The 17,231-nt window shown below is 69.2% G+C and carries 14 protein-coding genes; 7 read left to right on the top strand and 7 right to left on the bottom strand.

The features are described from left to right. Positions 1 to 113: 113 nt before the first annotated feature. A complete protein-coding gene (locus ABZ951_RS06065) occupies positions 114 to 1,571 on the bottom strand; it encodes a CCA tRNA nucleotidyltransferase (protein WP_344085016.1) in 1,458 nt (485 codons plus the stop codon). 207 nt (positions 1,572 to 1,778) lie between these two features. Between ABZ951_RS06065 and ABZ951_RS06060 the strand changes: the two genes are divergently transcribed. The 7 genes from ABZ951_RS06060 to trxA all read left to right on the top strand — a co-directional run bounded on the left by ABZ951_RS06060 (position 1,779) and on the right by trxA (position 11,314). Beyond that, entirely contained in the window at positions 1,779 to 4,100 is a 2,322-nt protein-coding gene (locus tag ABZ951_RS06060) for a DUF6049 family protein (RefSeq protein WP_344085019.1), read from the top strand. A 45-nt stretch (positions 4,101 to 4,145) separates the two neighbouring features. Continuing rightward, a complete protein-coding gene (murJ, locus tag ABZ951_RS06055; RefSeq protein WP_344085022.1) occupies positions 4,146 to 6,419 on the top strand; it encodes a murein biosynthesis integral membrane protein MurJ in 2,274 nt (757 codons plus the stop codon). Between the two features lie 109 nt (positions 6,420 to 6,528). Next, on the top strand, positions 6,529 to 8,229 hold the full coding sequence (locus tag ABZ951_RS06050; protein ID WP_344085025.1) for a protein kinase family protein: 1,701 nt from the start codon (positions 6,529 to 6,531) through the stop codon (positions 8,227 to 8,229). A gap of 30 nt (positions 8,230 to 8,259) precedes the next feature. Then, a complete protein-coding gene (sigM, locus tag ABZ951_RS06045; protein ID WP_344085028.1) occupies positions 8,260 to 8,949 on the top strand; it encodes an RNA polymerase sigma factor SigM in 690 nt (229 codons plus the stop codon). Then, a complete protein-coding gene (locus ABZ951_RS06040; protein ID WP_344085031.1) occupies positions 8,946 to 9,860 on the top strand; it encodes a hypothetical protein in 915 nt (304 codons plus the stop codon). Before sigM ends, ABZ951_RS06040 begins: the two co-directional genes overlap by 4 nt. 114 nt (positions 9,861 to 9,974) lie before the next feature. Beyond that, complete coding sequence (gene trxB, locus ABZ951_RS06035; RefSeq protein WP_344085034.1) at positions 9,975 to 10,943, top strand: thioredoxin-disulfide reductase; 969 nt, start codon at positions 9,975 to 9,977, stop codon at positions 10,941 to 10,943. Between the two features lie 44 nt (positions 10,944 to 10,987). After that, entirely contained in the window at positions 10,988 to 11,314 is a 327-nt protein-coding gene (gene trxA / locus ABZ951_RS06030) for a thioredoxin (protein ID WP_344085037.1), read from the top strand. A gap of 97 nt (positions 11,315 to 11,411) precedes the next feature. On the opposite strand, the gene ABZ951_RS06025 is transcribed toward trxA, so the two are convergent. The 6 genes from ABZ951_RS06025 to yidC form a co-directional block, all read right to left on the bottom strand. Continuing rightward, positions 11,412 to 12,029 (bottom strand): GNAT family N-acetyltransferase, encoded by a 618-nt coding sequence (locus ABZ951_RS06025; protein ID WP_344085040.1) that lies wholly within the window; start codon positions 12,027 to 12,029, stop codon positions 11,412 to 11,414. Between the two features lie 302 nt (positions 12,030 to 12,331). Continuing rightward, the gene (locus tag ABZ951_RS06020; RefSeq protein WP_344085044.1) at positions 12,332 to 13,441 is read right to left on the bottom strand and encodes a ParB/RepB/Spo0J family partition protein; all 1,110 of its coding nucleotides are present in this window, start codon (positions 13,439 to 13,441) and stop codon (positions 12,332 to 12,334) included. Continuing rightward, positions 13,438 to 14,490: a ParA family protein gene (locus ABZ951_RS06015; RefSeq protein WP_344085047.1), complete on the bottom strand. Its 1,053-nt coding sequence runs from the start codon at positions 14,488 to 14,490 to the stop codon at positions 13,438 to 13,440. The genes ABZ951_RS06020 and ABZ951_RS06015 overlap by 4 nt, the downstream gene beginning before the upstream one ends. 291 nt (positions 14,491 to 14,781) lie before the next feature. Continuing rightward, a complete protein-coding gene (gene rsmG, locus ABZ951_RS06010) occupies positions 14,782 to 15,498 on the bottom strand; it encodes a 16S rRNA (guanine(527)-N(7))-methyltransferase RsmG (RefSeq protein ID WP_344085051.1) in 717 nt (238 codons plus the stop codon). 113 nt (positions 15,499 to 15,611) lie between these two features. Then, positions 15,612 to 16,145 carry a R3H domain-containing nucleic acid-binding protein gene (locus ABZ951_RS06005; RefSeq protein ID WP_361279142.1) on the bottom strand — a complete coding sequence of 178 codons (534 nt, stop codon included), beginning with the start codon at positions 16,143 to 16,145 and terminating at the stop codon, positions 15,612 to 15,614. After that, positions 16,145 to 17,230, bottom strand: a complete 1,086-nt coding sequence (gene yidC, locus ABZ951_RS06000) for a membrane protein insertase YidC (protein WP_344085059.1) — start codon at positions 17,228 to 17,230, stop codon at positions 16,145 to 16,147. Before yidC ends, ABZ951_RS06005 begins: the two co-directional genes overlap by 1 nt. Position 17,231: the final 1 nt, after the last annotated feature.

Below are 17,231 nucleotides of genomic sequence, written 5' to 3'. Positions count from 1 at the left end.
GGGGCCGGGGCGGCGCGGCCGGGGTGGCGGGGGGGCGGGTGTCTCCCCACACACCCCCCCCCCTCGCCCACAGCCACCCGCTGGTGTTTCACGTGAAACACCAGGGCGACACCTCAGCTCTGCGCCGCCCACCACTCCTTGAGCGCGGCGACAGCGGCGTCCCGCTCCATGGGGCCGTTCTCCAGCCTCAGCTCCAGCAGGTGCTTGTACGCCTTGCCGATCTGCGGGCCCGGGCCCACCCCGAGGATCTCCATGATCTCGTTGCCGTCCAGGTCCGGGCGGATGGCATCCAGCTCTTCCTGTTCCTGCAGCTGCGCGATGCGCTCCTCCAGGCCGTCGTACGCGCGGGAGAGCGCATTGGCCTTGCGCTTGTTGCGCGTCGTGCAGTCCGACCGCGTCAGCTTGTGCAGCCGCTCCAGCAGCGGGCCCGCGTCCCGTACGTAGCGGCGGACGGCCGAGTCGGTCCACTCGCCCGTTCCGTAGCCGTGGAAGCGCAGGTGCAGCTCGACGAGCTTCGAGACGTCCTTCACCAGCTCATTGGAGTACTTGAGCTTGGTCATCCGCGCCTTGGTCATCTTCGCGCCGACCACCTCGTGGTGGTGGAACGAGACCCGGCCGTCCTTCTCGAAACGCCGCGTCTTGGGCTTGCCGATGTCGTGCAGCAGCGCGGCCAGACGCAGCACGAGGTCAGGGCCGTTCTCCTCCAGGTCGATGGCCTGCTCCAGGACGATGAGCGTGTGCTCGTACACGTCCTTGTGCCGGTGGTGCTCGTCGCGCTCCAGACGGAGCGCGGGAAGCTCCGGCAGCACGAGCTCGGCGAGCCCGGTGTCGACGAGGAGCTTCAGGCCCTCCCGGGGGTGATCGGAGAGGATCAGCTTGTTCAGCTCGTCCCGCACCCGCTCGGCGGAGACGATCTCCAGGCGGCGGCTCATCCCGGTCATCGCGGCGACGACCTCGGGGGCGACCTCGAAGTCCAGCTGCGCGGCGAAGCGCGCGGCCCGCATCATGCGCAGCGGGTCGTCGGAGAAGGACTCCTCCGGCGTACCGGGGGTGCGCAGGATCCGCGCGGCCAGGTCCTCCAGGCCGTGGTGCGGGTCGATGAACTCCTTCTCCGGCAGGGCGACGGCCATCGCGTTGACCGTGAAGTCCCGGCGGACCAGGTCTTCCTCGATGGAGTCGCCGTAGGAGACCTCCGGCTTGCGCGAGGTCCGGTCGTACGCTTCCGACCGGTATGTGGTGACCTCAATGTCGAAGTCGGACTTGCGGCACCCCACGGTCCCGAAGGCGATGCCGACCTCCCAGACCGCGTCGGCCCAGGGGCGGACGATCTTCAGCACATCATCCGGGCGGGCATCCGTGGTGAAATCCAGATCGTTGCCGAGGCGGCCGAGCAGCGCGTCCCGCACCGACCCGCCGACCAGGGCAAGCGTGAACCCGGCCTCCTGAAATCGGCGAGCGAGGTCGTCGGCGACGGGGGAGACCCGCAGGAGCTCGCTCACCGCGCGCCGCTGCACGTGGCTGAGCTCGTTCGTCGACGGCTGGGGGTGGCTGTCATTGTTGGCATTCGACACAACAGAAGAGGGTACGTGGCCGCGCGCCCGGGGGCCTCCTGGTTCCGGACCCCCGGCGACAGGCCAGGCAAAGCGGGCGCAGCCCGGACATCCGAGCCCTGGGCGATCTTGCAGAGCAGTCCGCAGCACTTCGTCACAGCGGGCCTCGTTACCATTCGTGGACGCACAACCGACGACCACTGACGACGACGAGGGACGGGCGAGCGCGTGGCCGAGGCGGCAGAGTTCCAGGGGACGACTTCCGCTGCTGCCTGCCGGTGGGCCCGGCACACCACCGCGATGCTGCTCCTCGGGGTGCTTCTGCTCGTGGGCCTGGTACAGCTTCCGGCGGCACCGGCCGCTCACGCCGCGCCCGGCGGTTCCCAGCCGGTCGGTGTCTCCATCGACACGCTGACGCCCGTCGCGCCGGCCCAGAACGACACGCTGACCATCTCGGGCACCGTCACCAACAACAGCGACTCGACGGTCACGGGTGCCCATGTGGGGTTGCGGGTCGGCCCGCAGATCGACAGCCGGACCGACATCGACGAGATCGGCGACCGCTCCGGCTTCTCCGGCAGTGACGGCTCCGAGGTCGGCGGCAACCACACCCAGAAGATCGACAAGCTGCCCCCGGGCGTCAGCCGTGACTTCAGCCTCTCCGTCCCGGCGAAGGACCTGAATCTCGGCAAGGACGGTGTCTACCAGCTCGGCGTCTCGCTCTCCGGGCAGTCCGCCGACCAGCCTTACGAGCGGGTGCTGGGCATCGGCCGGACTTTGCTGCCCTGGCAGCCGTCCGGGGTCGAGGGCAAGAAGACCCAGCTCACGGTCCTGTGGCCGCTGACCTCCACCACGCACCTCACCGCCCGCACCGAGTCCGACCAGCAGCAGACCCCGGTCTTCCCCGACGACGACCTCGCGGCGGAGCTGGCGCCGGGCGGCCGGCTGCACCAGATCGTGGCCCTGGGCAAGAACCTGCCGGTCACCTGGGTGATCGACCCGGATCTGCTCGCCACGGTCGAGGCGATGACGAAGAGCTACCGGATCAGCGGCCCGGCCGGAAAGAACACCCCGGGCAAGGGGCAGGCGGTCGCGAAGCAGTGGCTCAGCCAGCTCCAGAGCGCCGTGGCCAACCACCAGGTGGTCGCGTTGCCCTTCGGCGATCCGGACATCGCCTCGCTCGCCCATCGCGGCAGGGACGTCCCCGGCTCCCTGAGCCACCTCCAGTCCGCCACGGAGCTGGCCTCGACGACCGTGGACACCATCCTCGGGGTGAAGCCGCGCACCGACTTCGCCTGGCCCGTCGACGGGGCGGTGGACCCCTCGATCATCGATGTCGCCACCTCCGCCGGCGCCCACAACGTCATCGCCCGCAGTGACAGCCTCCGCGAGCCCCGGGCTTCTTACACCCCCACAGCGGCCCGCCAGATCGGCAGCGGCAACACGGCGATCGTCGCGGACGCCCGGATGTCCACCGCCTTCGAGGGGGACCTGATCCGGGCGGGCGAGTCCTCGCTCGCGGTGCAGCGGTTCCTCGCCCAGAGCCTCCTGGTGAACAGGCAGGCCCCCGACGACGAGCGCAGCATCGTCGTCGCACCGCAGCGCATGCCCACGACCAGCCAGGCCCAGGCGCTGGCGGCGGCGGTCGGCGGTCTGTCGGACGGCCGCTGGACCAAGCCCCTGGACCTGGGGGACGCGGCCCGGGCCAAGCCGGATCCGGCGGCCAACCAGCAGGTGCCGGGCCCGGGCTCCTACCCCGGCTCGCTCCGCAAGCAGGAGCTGAGCACCGAGGCGTTCCAGGACATCCAGAAGACGCAGGAGACCCTGGACAGCTTCAAGGTCATCCTGACCTCGCAGGACCGTGTGGTGACCCCCTTCGGCAGCGCGATCATGCGGGCGATGTCCACCTCCTGGCGTGGTGACCCGCGCGGGGCGGCGGACTTCCGCAACGCCGTGCAGTCGTACCTGTACCAGCTCAAGCGGCAGGTGCAGCTCTTCCCCAAGTCGGACACCACGCTGTCCGGGCGCAGCGCGACGATCCCCGTGACGGTCCGCAACGGCCTGCTCCAGGGCATCGGCGGCCTGCGGCTTGTCCTGGAGTCCCACCAGCCGAACCGTCTCAAGGTCGACGACTCCCAGCCGGTCAAGATCGACGGTGGGCACAGCCAGACGGTGAAGTTCGAGACCCGGGCGAATGCCAACGGCCCGGTCAAACTGACGGCACGCCTCTACACGGACGACGGCCAGCCCTACGGCGACCCGATGACCTTCACCGTGCATGTCGAGTCCATCACCCCTATGGTGCTGACCGTCATCGCCGGTGGTGTCCTTCTGCTGGTCCTCGCGGGGCTCCGCATCTACATCCAGCGCAAGCGGTCCGCCGCCCGCGGATCGGCCGAGGGCGGCCAGGAAGGCCCGGACGGCACGGACGGCGGGGGCTCGGGCGGCAGCCCGGACGACGGCAGGCCCGAGCAGCCGGAAGATCCGACTCCGGACACCGGTTCGGAAAGCACCGACCCATCCGGCTCAGGTGAGAAAGTGGACCGTTGACGAGTAGTGGGGCCGGCCGGCCGCGGACGATGAGGTGGGGTAGCGATGAACGCGCCGTACGACGGTGACCGCGGGCAGGGCTCGGGTGGTGAGCAGCGGGGACCGTACCCGCCGCCTCCGCCTGCCCCGGACCCCTCCCGTCAGGGCCCGTACGCCCGGGATCCCTACCTTCAGGACGCGTACGCCTCCGAGCCGTACCCCGGGCACGACCCGAACGCGCAGGACCCGGTGAGCGACGCGCTGTACGACCGTGCCGCGCACCCCCCGCCGCCGTCCGGCGCGTACCAGAACACGCCGCAGCCCGGCGCGTACCAGAACAGCTTCCCGCCCCACCAGCAGCAGCCCGCGGACCCGTACGGCTCCGACCCGCGGCTGTGGGCGCCGGCCCCGGCGCATCCGGCCGGGAACTCCGCGCCCCCCTACGGTGACGAGCCCACGACGCAGTTCGCGGGCGTCGGCGGCCCGGTCGGCCAGGCCGCCGAGGAGCGCCCCGAGCGGGACGCCTTCGCCCACCTCTACCGGGACCAGCAGCAGCCGTACGAGCCTCAGCGCCCGTACGGTCAGCCGATCCCGTCCCCCGGCCAGTACGCCGCCCAGCCCCCGCAGGGCCCTGCGGCCGAGCCCGGTCCCGAGCCGGAGCCGGCGGCCGTGCCGGCCCCGCCCGCGCCCAAGGGCGGTGGCGGCAAGGCGGCGAGTCTGCTGAAGTCCAGCGCCGTGATGGCCGCGGGCAGCTTCGTCTCCCGCATCCTGGGTTTCGGCCGCAACCTCATCATGGCCGCCGCGATCGGCGTCGGCACGCTCAACGACAGCTACCAGGTCGCCAACACCCTGCCGACGATGATCTATATCCTGGTCGGCGGCGGCGCGCTCAACGCGGTGTTCATCCCGCAGCTGGTGCGGGCCATGAAGAACGACGAGGATGGCGGTGAGGCGTACGCCAACCGGCTTCTGACCCTCGTCGTGGTCCTGATGGCGGGCGTCACCACCGCCTGCGTCCTCGGAGCGCCGATCCTCGTCCGGATGATGATGCCGGACAACGCCTCCGATCCGGCCCAGATGGACGTGGCCGTCGCGTTCGCCCGCTACTGCCTGCCCACCATGTTCTTCATGGGCGTGCACGTCGTCCTCGGGCAGATCCTCAACGCCCGGGGCAAGTTCGGCGCCATGATGTGGACCCCGGTCCTCAACAACATCATCATCATCGCCACCTTCGGTGCGTTCATCTGGGTCTTCGGCGGCTTCGGGGCCAGCGACGTCAGCCCCGCCACCATCACCCCCGAGGGCATCCGGCTGCTCGGCATCGGCACCCTGCTGGGCCTCGTCGTCCAGGCGCTCGCGATGCTCCCGTACCTCCGGGAGACCGGCTTCAAGCTCCGTCTGCGGTTCGACTGGCGCGGGCACGGCCTCGGCAAGGCCGCCGGTCTGGCCAAGTGGACCCTGCTCTTCGTCCTCGCCAACCAGCTCGGCATGGTCGTCGTCACCCAGCTCGCCACCCGGGCGGGGGCGATCGCCGAGAAGGCGCACCACTCCGGCACCGGTATCACCGCCTACAACTTCGCGATCCAGCTCTGGCAGATGCCGCAGGCCATCATCACCGTCTCGGTGATGACCGCGGTGCTCCCCCGGATCTCCCGCGCGGCCCACGACGGTGACGTCGCGGCCGTGCGCGACGACCTCTCCCACGGCCTGCGCACCTCGGCGGTCGCGATCGTGCCCTGCGCCTTCGCCTTCCTGGCGCTCGGCGTTCCCATGGCCACCCTGATGTTCTCCAGCGCCGGGACGAACAGCGCCATCAACATCGGCATCATCCTCATGGGCTTCGCCCTCGGTCTGATCCCGTACTCGGCCCAGTACGTCATCCTGCGCGGCTTCTACGCCTACGAGGACACCCGGACCCCCTTCTACAACACGCTGATCGTCGCCGCCGTCAACGCGGTGGGCTCCACGCTGAGCTTCGTCGTCCTGCCCGCGCGCTACGCCGTAGCCGGCATGGCCGCCTCCTACGGCCTGGCTTACGCCGTGGGTGTGGGAGTGGCCTGGCGCCGCCTGCGCACCCGGCTCGGCGGCGATCTGGACGGCTCGCACATCATCCGTACCTATGCCCGCCTCGCCGGCGCGTGCGTCCCCGCCGCCCTGCTGGGTGGAGCCGTCGCGTACGGGATCGGTCAGGTTCTCGGCTATGGCGTAGCCGGATCAATCGCCGCTCTGATCGGTGGTGGACTTATCTTGATCGCCGTCTTCTACATCGCCGCGAAGCGGATGCGGATCGAGGAGCTGACCGCCATGGTCGGTATGGTCCGCGGACGGCTCGGCCGCTGACCGGAGCACAACCATCGCCCGCCGCCGCGTGTCGTGCATAGCGCCGGACTGTGGGCACAATTGTCTCGGCTGTGGACAGCGTGCAACGGATGGGGAGGCAGGAACGACGGTGGCGGAACGGAGCACATCTGCCGTCGACGTGGCAGCCACCAGCGGCGGTAAGCCGCTGACCGCCAAGGCGGAGCAGGCCACGACCGACGGGGCGGAGGCCGCGATCAAGGCCGGTACGCACGAGGACACCGCGCGCGCGGAGGGCCGGGGCACCGCGCGCGACGCCCGACCTTCCGAGCTCCACAGCGGCCACAAGCTCGCCAGACGCTATCGCCTGGAGGAGTGCGTCACCCGTCTGGAGGGATTCAGCAGCTGGCGTGCCGTGGACGAGATGCTCCGCCGCGCCGTCGGTGTCCACCTGCTGCCCGCGGACCATCCGCGGGCCCGTCCGGTGCTCGCCGCCGCCCGTTCCGCGGCCCTGCTGGGCGACCCCCGCTTCGTTCAGGTCCTCGACGCCGTCGAGGAGAACGACCTCGTCTACGTCGTCCACGAGTGGCTGCCGGACGCCACCGAGCTCAGTTCCGTCCTCGCCGCGGGCCCCATGGAGCCCCACGACGCGTACCAGCTCGTCAGCCAGGTGTCGCAGGCCATGGCCGCCGCCCACCGCGAGGGCCTCGCACACCTTCGTCTGCACCCCGGCTCCGTCCTGCGCACGGAGTCCGGCCAGTACCGCATCCGGGGCCTGGCCGTCATGGCGGCCCTCCGCGGGATCACCTCCGAGCACCCCCAGCGGACCGACACCGAGGCCATCGGCGCCCTGCTCTACGCCTCGCTCACCCAGCGCTGGCCGTACGAGAACAACGCCTACGGCCTGCCCGGCCTGCCCAAGGGCGTGGGCCTCATCGCACCCGACCAGGTGCGGGCCGGCGTCCACCGGGGCCTCGCCGAGCTGGCGATGCGCGCCCTCGTCAACGACGGAGCCACCGCCTCCCGGCAGGAGAAGCCCTGCGCCACCCCTGAGGAGCTGGCCAAGGCGGTGGCCGCGATGCCCCGCATCCGCCCACCGGAGCCGACCTTCACCACCCCGCCCGGCGGCTACCAGCGCACCCATTACCACCACGGTGCGTACGGTCAGCCGCCGACGCACAACGGCAGGCCCGTCCATCCGGCCCCGGTGCCGCCGCCCCCGCTCAACAGCCGCACCGGCAGGGCCCTGAAGTGGAGCGTCTCAGCGCTCCTCATCGCGGCCCTGGGGCTCGGCAGCTGGCAGCTGGCGGACACCCTCCTGAAGAACGGCGAACCGGACGCGCCGAGCTCTACGTCGACCAATGACGACGCGCCCAAGAAGAAGGACGCCAAGCCGCTTCAGATCAGCGACGTCACGGAGTTCTCTCCCCTGTCAGGCCCTACCGGCAAAAACCAGCAGAACGCCGCGGACGGCAATGCCGACACCGCCTGGGTGACGGGGCTGTTCCTCAACCATCCGAACTTCGGGAACCTCGACGCTCGCGCCCAGGGCAGCGGCATCATCGTCGACCTCGGTGCGGTCAGGGAGATCTCCGGCGTCGACGTCTCCATGTACCGGTCGGGCCATACAGTGGAGGTGCGCGCAGCACGTCCTTCGGCCAGGAATCCGACCGCCCTCGACGACTTCCCGCAGCACATCTCCAAGCTCGAAAAAGTCGGTGGCCACTTCAAGAAGGCCGTCAAGACTCTCGTGAAGACACGCTATGTACTGATCCACATCACCGAGCTTCCGACGGACGATACGGGGCAGGGCTACCGAGGTGGCATCTCGGAGATCAAGGTCCTCGGCTAGCACTCGGGATCCAGGGGGAGGGGCTCGACGTTGGACGACGTCACGCACGACGGCACCAGTGACGCCGACCTCCTCTCCCGGCATGTGAACGGCGATCCCCACGCCTTCGCCGAGATAGTCCGGCGCCATCGTGACCGGCTCTGGGCGGTGGCGCTTCGTACGCTCGGGGACCGCGAAGAAGCCGCGGACGCCGTTCAGGACGCCCTGGTCTCCGCCTACCGGGCCGCTCATACCTTCCGCGGACAGTCCGCCGTCACCACCTGGCTCCACCGCATCACGGTCAATGCCTGCCTGGACCGCGCCCGCAAGGCCGCCTCCCGGCGTACCTCGCCCCTCGCCGAGACCGAGCGGCTCGAGCAGCTCCTCGAACCCCATGAGTCCGCGGCCGCGCCCGCCGAGCGCGGCGATCTCCACCGTGAGCTGCTCAAGGCCCTGGCCACTCTCCCCCCCGAGCAGCGCGCCGCCCTCGTCCTGGTGGACATGCAGGGCTATCCCGTCGCCGAGGCGGCCGCCGTCCTGGATGTCCCTGTGGGCACGGTGAAGAGCAGATGCGCACGGGGAAGAGCACGATTGCTGCCCATGCTCACCCATCTGCGCGGTGACGCCGGGGGTAGCCCGCCCGTCGACGGGGGAAGGAACCGGTCGCAGGGGGCATCCGTCCCACCACCGGCAGGACAGAACGACGCAGATCCAGTGAAGGGTGGAGGTGGGCGAGCGTGACTTCCACGACCGGCACGGATGAGCACCCGGAGGTCGCGGAGATCTCCGCGCTCACCGAGGGCGTGCTCTCGCCGGCCCGGACGGCAGATGTACGGGATCACCTCGTGGCCTGTGAGCTGTGCGAGGACGTCCGCAGTTCGCTGGACGAGATCCGCACGCTCCTGGGGACTCTCCCCGGCCCGCCTCGGATGCCGGCGGACGTCGCCGGCCGTATCGACGCCGCGCTCTCGGCCGAGGCGCTCCTCGACTCGACAGCACCGGAAACCGATGCCCCTGTTTCACGTGAAACGGCGACGAGCTCCCCGACGGGCGTCGATGGCCCCGTACGCGTTTCACGTGAAACGGCCGACCGCCCCGGGGGACGTCCACGCGCCACGACCGGGCCGGGTCGCCAGGTCCCCACCCCCGGCACGTCCCGGACGAGCCGGGCTCGGCGCTGGCCGCGGGCGCTCCTCGGCGGCGCCTGTGCCGCTGCGGTGATCGGAGTGGGGAGCATCTTCCTCCAATCCCATGTCGGAGGAAGCGACACCCCGGCCGGTTCCGAATCGAGCCGGGACGGCGGCATCCTCAGCTCCAATGAGCTGCAAGCACGGGTCCATAGCCTGCTGAGCGTCTCCTCCAAGACCCATGAAGCACGAGGCAAGGCCGACGCCTCCTCCCGCAACACCACCTTCGCCGACCCGGGCACCACCGTGCCGTCCTGTGTGCGCGACGGCATCGGGCGCCCCCAGGAGCAGGAGCTGGCCTCACGCCAGGAGGAGTACGGCGGCAAGGACGCCTACCTCGTCGTCCTGCCGCACCCCGGTGACCTCTCACTCGTGGACGCCTACTACGTCGCTTCGAGCTGCGCCACGGCCTCCTCGTCCACTCCGGGAGAGGTACTGCGGAACGAGACGGTGCCACGCTCCTGAGCTGCCCGGCCCCCGGCTGTCACCTCTCGGGAATGCATCCCCCGTAGGATCCGTTGGGTGGGGTGAGACCCCGCAAGGACCCGAGACAGCAGTCGGCAGACAAGGAAGACTCCCGTGAGCGACGTCCGCAACGTGATCATCATCGGCTCCGGGCCCGCGGGCTACACGGCCGCGCTCTACACGGCCCGCGCCTCTCTGAAGCCGCTGGTCTTCGAAGGCGCCGTGACCGCCGGTGGCGCGCTGATGAACACCACCGACGTGGAGAACTTCCCCGGTTTCCGTGAGGGCATCATGGGCCCCGACCTGATGGACAACATGCGGGCCCAGGCCGAGCGGTTCGGCGCCGAGCTGATTCCGGACGACGTCATCGCCGTGGACCTCAGCGACGAGATCAAGACGGTCACCGACTCCGCCGGCACCGTCCACCGCGCCAAGGCCGTGATCGTCACGACGGGTTCCCAGCACCGCAAGCTCGGCCTGCCGCGTGAGGACGAGCTCTCCGGCCGCGGTGTCTCCTGGTGCGCCACCTGCGACGGCTTCTTCTTCAAGGACCAGGACATCGCCGTCATCGGCGGCGGCGACACGGCGATGGAGGAGGCCACCTTCCTCTCCCGCTTCGCCAAGTCCGTCACGGTCGTCCACCGCCGCGACACGCTGCGCGCGAGCAAGGCGATGCAGGAGCGCGCGTTCGCGGACCCGAAGATCTCCTTCATCTGGGACAGCGAGGTCGCCGAGATCCACGGCGAGAACAAGCTCTCCAGCCTGACCCTGCGCAACCTCAAGTCCGGCGAGACCTCCGAGCTCCCGGTGACCGGCCTCTTCATCGCGATCGGCCACGACCCGCGCACCGAGCTGTTCAAGGGCCAGCTGGACCTGGACGACGAGGGTTACCTCAAGGTCGAAGCCCCCTCGACCCGCACCAACCTGACCGGTGTCTTCGCTGCCGGTGACGTCGTGGACCACACCTACCGTCAGGCGATCACCGCGGCCGGTACGGGCTGCTCCTCCGCCCTCGACGCCGAGCGCTACCTCGCCTCCCTCTCGGACAGCGAGAGCGTCCCGGAGCCCGAGAAGACCGCCTGACTTACCCCCCCCACCCCACGCAGAGAAGATGTAAGGAGACCTCCGTGGCTCTCAAGACTGTGACCGACGCCAGCTTCGACGAGGACGTCCTCAAGAGCGACAAGCCCGTTCTCGTGGACTTCTGGGCCGAGTGGTGCGGTCCGTGCCGCCAGATCGCCCCCTCCCTCGAGGCGATTGCCGCCGAGCACGGCGACAAGATCGAGATCGTCAAGCTCAACATCGACCAGAACCCGGCCACGGCCGCGAAGTACGGCGTGATGTCGATCCCGACGCTCAACGTCTACCAGGGTGGCGAGGTCGTCCAGACGATCGTCGGCGCCAAGCCGAAGGCCGCTCTTGAGCGCGAGCTGGACCCGTTCCTCAGCGTCTGAGTAACCCTTCGCTGTTTCACGTGGAACAGGCCCGCCCCGGAAAGGGGCGGGCCTGTTCGCGTAGGGGAGCCGTGGGGCCGCTACGCCAGTCGGCACCTCACAGCGGCCTCAGGGCCGGCTCCTTCTGAACCGCGCCCAGGAGCCGGTCCAGAGCGAGCTCCACGTCTTCCTTCCAAGACAGCGCCGTGCGCAGTTCCAGCCGCAATCGCGGGTGCCGATGGTGGGGCCGGACCGTCTTGAAGCCCACCGCGAGAAGGTGATCAGCCGGCAGCACACATGCCGGTTCCTTCCAGCGGGCATCGCCGAACGACTCGATCGCCTTGAAGCCACGTCGCAGAACATCCTTGGCGACGGTCTGCACCATCGTCCTCCCCAGCCCCTGGCCCTGATAGCCCGGCGCCAGCCAGGCCGTCATCAGCTGCACGGCATCCGCGGCCACGGGGCTGGTCGAGAAGGTGGCTGAGCGGGGCACATAGGCCGGAGGCGCGTAGAGCACATAGCCCACCGGCACCTCGTCGACATAGACCACCCGCCCGCAGGATCCCCACTCCAGCAGTACGGCGGAGATCCAGGCTTCCTTCTCCAGCTCGGGACGGCCCGCTTTCAGCGCGGCCTCACCGCTGACGGGGTCCAGCTCCCAGAAGACGCAGGCACGGCAGCGCTGGGGAAGATCCGGGAGGTTGTCCAGCGTGAGCGGTACAAGCCGACGCCCCATGGAGCCCATTCCTCGCTTTCGTCCTGTGCCACTTCCCGGGCGGCGCCCAATGTGCTCCGCTCCCTGAGCAGACTGCCGACGAATCCGCCGACTGCCCCCAGGCCAAAACCTGTCACCATCAGTCCGGTCCGGCTCACCGTTCGCATGGCCCCGCCCCTCCGTGAACTGTGTCCAACGTGGATGCGCCCCATACCCTCAACGCATCGTATCCGTGCGTGGATTGAGCGAGAAGCGGGCAAAGCAAAGGGCGGGCCGTGTTCCACGTGAAACACCACCCGCCCTGCGTCAGCACGACGCCACGCCTACTCCGCGCCGGACGCGTCCTCATCACTGAGCTTCTGCTCCAGCACCCGGCCCTCGCCAGGGGCGAGCGTCCCCAGAATCCGCTCCAGATCCTCCATCGAGGCGAACTCGACGACGATCTTGCCCTTCTTCTGCCCCAGGTCCACCTTCACCCGAGTTTCAAAACGGTCCGAGAGCCGCGAGGCGAGGCCGGTAAGGGCCGGCGAGACCCGGGTGCCGGCACGCGGCCCCTTGCTCTTCGCGGAAGCCCGTGAGCCCGAGGCCATGAGCTTCACGATCTCTTCCACGGAGCGCACGGACAGCCCCTCGGCGACAATGCGGTGCGCCAAGTGGTCCTGCTCCTGCGGGTCCTCGACCGCGATCAGCGCTCGGGCGTGCCCGGCGGAGAGCACCCCGGCCGCGACCCGCCGCTGCACGGGGGGCGACAGCTTCAACAGTCGCAGCGTATTGGAGACCTGCGGGCGCGATCGCCCGATGCGGTCGGCCAGCTCGTCATGCGTGCAGTTGAAGTCCTTGAGCAACTGATCGTAGGCAGCCGCCTCTTCCAGGGGGTTCAGCTGGGCCCGGTGCAGGTTCTCCAGCAAGGCGTCGAGCAGCAGCTTCTCGTCGTCGGTGGCCCGGACGATGGAGGGAATCCGCTCCAGCCCCGCCTCACGGCACGCCCGCCAGCGCCGCTCTCCCATGATGAGCTCATAGCGCTCCGGCCCCAGCTGCCGCACGACAACCGGCTGCAGCAGCCCGACCTCGCGGATGGACGTGACCAACTCGGCAAGAGCGACGTCGTCGAATACTTCCCTGGGCTGCCGGGGATTGGGAGTGATCGAATCCAGCGGCAGTTCCGCGAAGTGCGCACCCCCCGCCGACTCCATGACGGGCGCGTCGGCCGTCACCGGCTCCACGGCGTCTGTTTCACGTGAAACGGGAACCTCGGCCACCGGCAGGGCGGTCACCTTGGCCGTGGCCACTCCCCGCTCGGCGGTCAGCACGGGAACGGCCGTCGGAGACGTCGTCGGGTGCCCCACCGCAGGACCGTTGTTGTCCGCTGTCTTGGGTGCCGCCGGGATCAGCGCACCGAGCCCACGGCCCAGTCCTCTACGTCGCTCGCTCACTGCAGCCCCTCCGACATGCTGTGCTGGTCTTGCTGTTGACGACCCACCATGGGGTGGGCCTTACTGCCGTCGTAGTGCACACCCACGCCTCGCAGGGCGATCTCACGGGCCGCCTCCAGGTAGGAGAGCGCTCCGCTGGAACCCGGATCGTAGGTGAGGACGGTCTGCCCATAACTGGGCGCCTCGGAGATACGCACCGACCGGGGGATGCTCGTCCTCAGCACCTCGCGCCCGAAGTGGGTGCGCACCTCTTCGGCCACCTGCGAGGCGAGCCGGGTCCGCCCGTCGTACATCGTCAGCAGGATCGTCGACACATGGAGCGCGGGGTTCAGATGCCCCCGCACCAGCTCGACGTTGCGCAGCAGCTGGCCCAGGCCCTCCAATGCGTAGTACTCGCACTGGATGGGGATCAGCACCTCCGCGCCGGCGACCAACGCATTGACCGTCAGCAGGCCGAGCGACGGCGGGCAGTCGATGAGGATGTAGTCCAGCGGCTGCTCATACGCCTTGATCGCCCGGTCCAGCCGGCTTTCCCGGGCCACCAGGGAGACGAGCTCGATCTCGGCACCCGCCAGGTCGATCGTGGCCGGTGCACAGAAGAGCCCTTCCACATCGAGGACGGGCTGGACCACCTCGGACAGCTGCTTGCTGTCCACCAGGACGTCGTAGATCGACGGCACATCCGCATGGTGATCAATGCCGAGCGCGGTCGAGGCATTGCCCTGAGGGTCAAGGTCGATGACCAGCACACGGTTGCCGTGCAGTGCGAGGGATGCCGCCAGGTTCACGGTCGTCGTGGTCTTACCGACTCCGCCCTTCTGATTGGCGACCACCATCACCCGGGTCTGGTCGGGCCTGGGCATCGGAGGTGGTGGCGTTTCACGTGAAACGGCCTCTCCCGGAGCCGGCTGGGCGGGAGCCACCCCCGACTCGGGGTCGGCGGGGCGGGGGCCGGGGACCGGGTCGGCCATCGGCCCCGCGGTGTTGGCGTCGGACCGCAAGGATTCACTCTCCTCGACATCAGGCTCGCAATGAACAGAGCCTGCCATGGTTTCGGGGTCGTGAACCAGCGAGGTCCGTTCTCCTGTGGATGAATCCACGATTCCTGTGGATGAACCCGGTTCGTGGGAGATCCGGTGGTCGCGCGGAGTGGGGGCATCCGCGCGACCACGGCCGATGATTCCTTTGAGCAAGGAGCGACGTTTCACGTGAAACACGATGCACCGGACGCTCCGCTACGCGGCTACGACACTCCGTAATGCGTAGTTTTGGCAGCTTGTATGGAGCATTGTCCGGCCGGTTTTCGCTGCGCTCTGCGCAGCTCGGGGTGTCTTTTCGGCTCAGCGCCGACGACGTGTCCGGCTGGGCCGGGCGGCCTTCGCCCGCTTGGCGGCGAAGCGCACACCACCCGGGCTCTCCCCGACCTCGACCCGCACGACTGTGGACAACGGGTCCACCACGCCCTCGCCGACCTGCAGCACCGAAGTCCGCACGACACCGAGCTTGCTCAGCGCCGCACGGGCCCCCTTGAGCTCCTCCTCCGCCGTGTCCCCCTTCAGAGCGAGCATCTCGCCGTACGGGCGCAGCAGCGGAACGCCCCAGCCGGCCAACCGGTCCAGCGGGGCCACGGCGCGCGCCGTCACCACATGGACGGGCTGCACCTTGCCGAGCATCTCCTCGGCCCGGCCACGGACGACCGTGACGTGGTCCAGGCCCAGCAGCTCGACGACCTCCTGGAGGAACGTCGTACGGCGCAGCAGCGGCTCCAGCAGGGTGATCTGGAGATCGGGGCGCACCAGGGCCAGCGGGATGCCGGGCAGGCCCGCACCGGAGCCCACGTCACATACCGAGACCCCGTCCGGCACGGCCTCCGAGAGCACGGCGCAGTTCAGCAGGTGCCGCTCCCAGAGCCGGGGAACCTCACGGGGGCCGATCAGGCCACGCCGTACGCCCGCGTCCGCGAGCAGCTCGGCGTACCGGATGGCCTCTGGCAGGCGGTCGCCGAAGACCGCCTGCGCCTCCGGTGGCGCCGGGGGGAGCTCCGCTGCCTCTTCCACGGGGAACCGTCCTTCCGTACGACGTCTCTAGTGAAGTTCTGAATATCAGGCTGACAAGGATCGGCCCCGCCTGCGAGCAGACGGGGCCGTACACACCTGTATGTGGGACAGGCTCAGGCCGGGAGGACGATCACTCGGCGCTGAGGCTCCTCACCCTCGGACTCGCTGCGCAGACCCGCGGCGGCCACCGCGTCGTGGACGACCTTGCGCTCGAAGGGCGTCATCGGGTCGAGCTTGACGGCCGCACCGGTGCTCCGGGCCTCGTCGGCGGCCTTGGCGCCCACCTGGGCCAGCTCCTCGCGCTTGCGGGCCCGGAAACCGGCGATGTCGAGCATCAGACGGCTGCGGTCGCCGGTCTCCCGGTTCACGGCGAGCCGGGTGAGCTCCTGGAGCGCCTCCAGCACCTCGCCGTCGCGGCCCACCAGCTTCTGGAGGTCACGGCTGGTCGATTCGCTGATGATCGACACCGCGGCACGGTCGGCCTCGACGTCCATGTCGATGTCGCCGTCGAGATCGGCGATGTCGAGCAGCCCCTCGAGGTAATCGGCCGCGATCTCACCCTCCTGCTCCAGGCGGGAGAGGGTGTCGGTGCCCTCGGCAGCGGCGCTGGTCTCGGGCTGCGTGTCCGTCACGGTGGACTCCTTCATTACTTCTTGGACGGGTGCTTGGGCCGCTGCGGGCCGCCCTTGCGCTGCCCGGACTTGGCGTTACGGGACGAACCGCCGCCCTGCTTGGGCTTGGCGTCCTCGGGCTTCTTCTCCAGCGACGTCTTCTTCTCGTCCCCGGCGGGCGAAGCCGTGCCGGCGAGCTGGCGCTTGGCCTTCGGCTGCCGCTTGGGCTGCTGCCGGTTGGCGCGGGCGACCTCGGCCGCCTTCTTCGCCTCGACCTCCACCGGGTCCTCCTTCAGCTTGCCCTTGGCCCGCAGCCGCTCCTGGCGCTGGGTGAAGGCGACACTGCCGGGGGTCGGGTTCCGGCGGATGACGAACATCTGCTGGCCCAGGGTCCACACGTTGGTGGTCAGCCAGTAGACGAGAACACCGACGGGGAAGTTGATGCCGAAGACGGCGAACATGATCGGGAAGACGTACATCAGCATCTTCTGCTGCTGCATGAACGGCGTCTTTACCGTGAGGTCGACGTTCTTCGTCATCAGCTGGCGCTGCGTGTAGAACTGCGACAGCGACATCAGAACGATCATGATGACCGTGACGACCCGGACGTCGGTCAGCGTGGAGCCGAGCGACTCGATCTTGCCGGCGCTGTCCATGAACTTCGACGCGATCGGGGCGCCGAAGATGTGGGCCTTCCGGGCGCTGTTGACCAGCTCCTGGTCCAGGACGCCGACCTCGTGACCACCGGCGATCTTGTTCAGCACCTGGTACAGCGCGATGAAGAAGGGCGACTGGGCCAGAATCGGGAGACAGCTCGAGAGCGGGTTGGTGCCCGTCTCCTTGTAGAGCTTCATCATCTCTTCGGACTGGCGCTGCTTGTCGCTCTTGTAACGCTCCTGGATCGCCTTCATCTTCGGCTGGAGCGCCTGCATGTTCCGCGTGGCCTTGATCTGCTTCACGAAGAGCGGGATCAGGCAGATACGGATCAGCACCACCAGCGAGACGATGGACAGACCCCACGCCGCGCCACTGTTCTTGTCGAAGATCAGGCTGTAGAACGAGTGGAACTGGACGATGATCCAGGAAACAGCGGTATAGAGGGGACCGAGGATCGTGTCCACG

It is taken from the genome of Streptomyces sp. NPDC046215, assembly GCF_040646215.1.
Classification (GTDB): domain Bacteria; phylum Actinomycetota; class Actinomycetes; order Streptomycetales; family Streptomycetaceae; genus Streptomyces; species Streptomyces stramineus.
The sequence above is the reverse complement of the archived record's forward strand: the minus strand, read 5'-3'. Positions and strand labels throughout refer to the sequence as shown.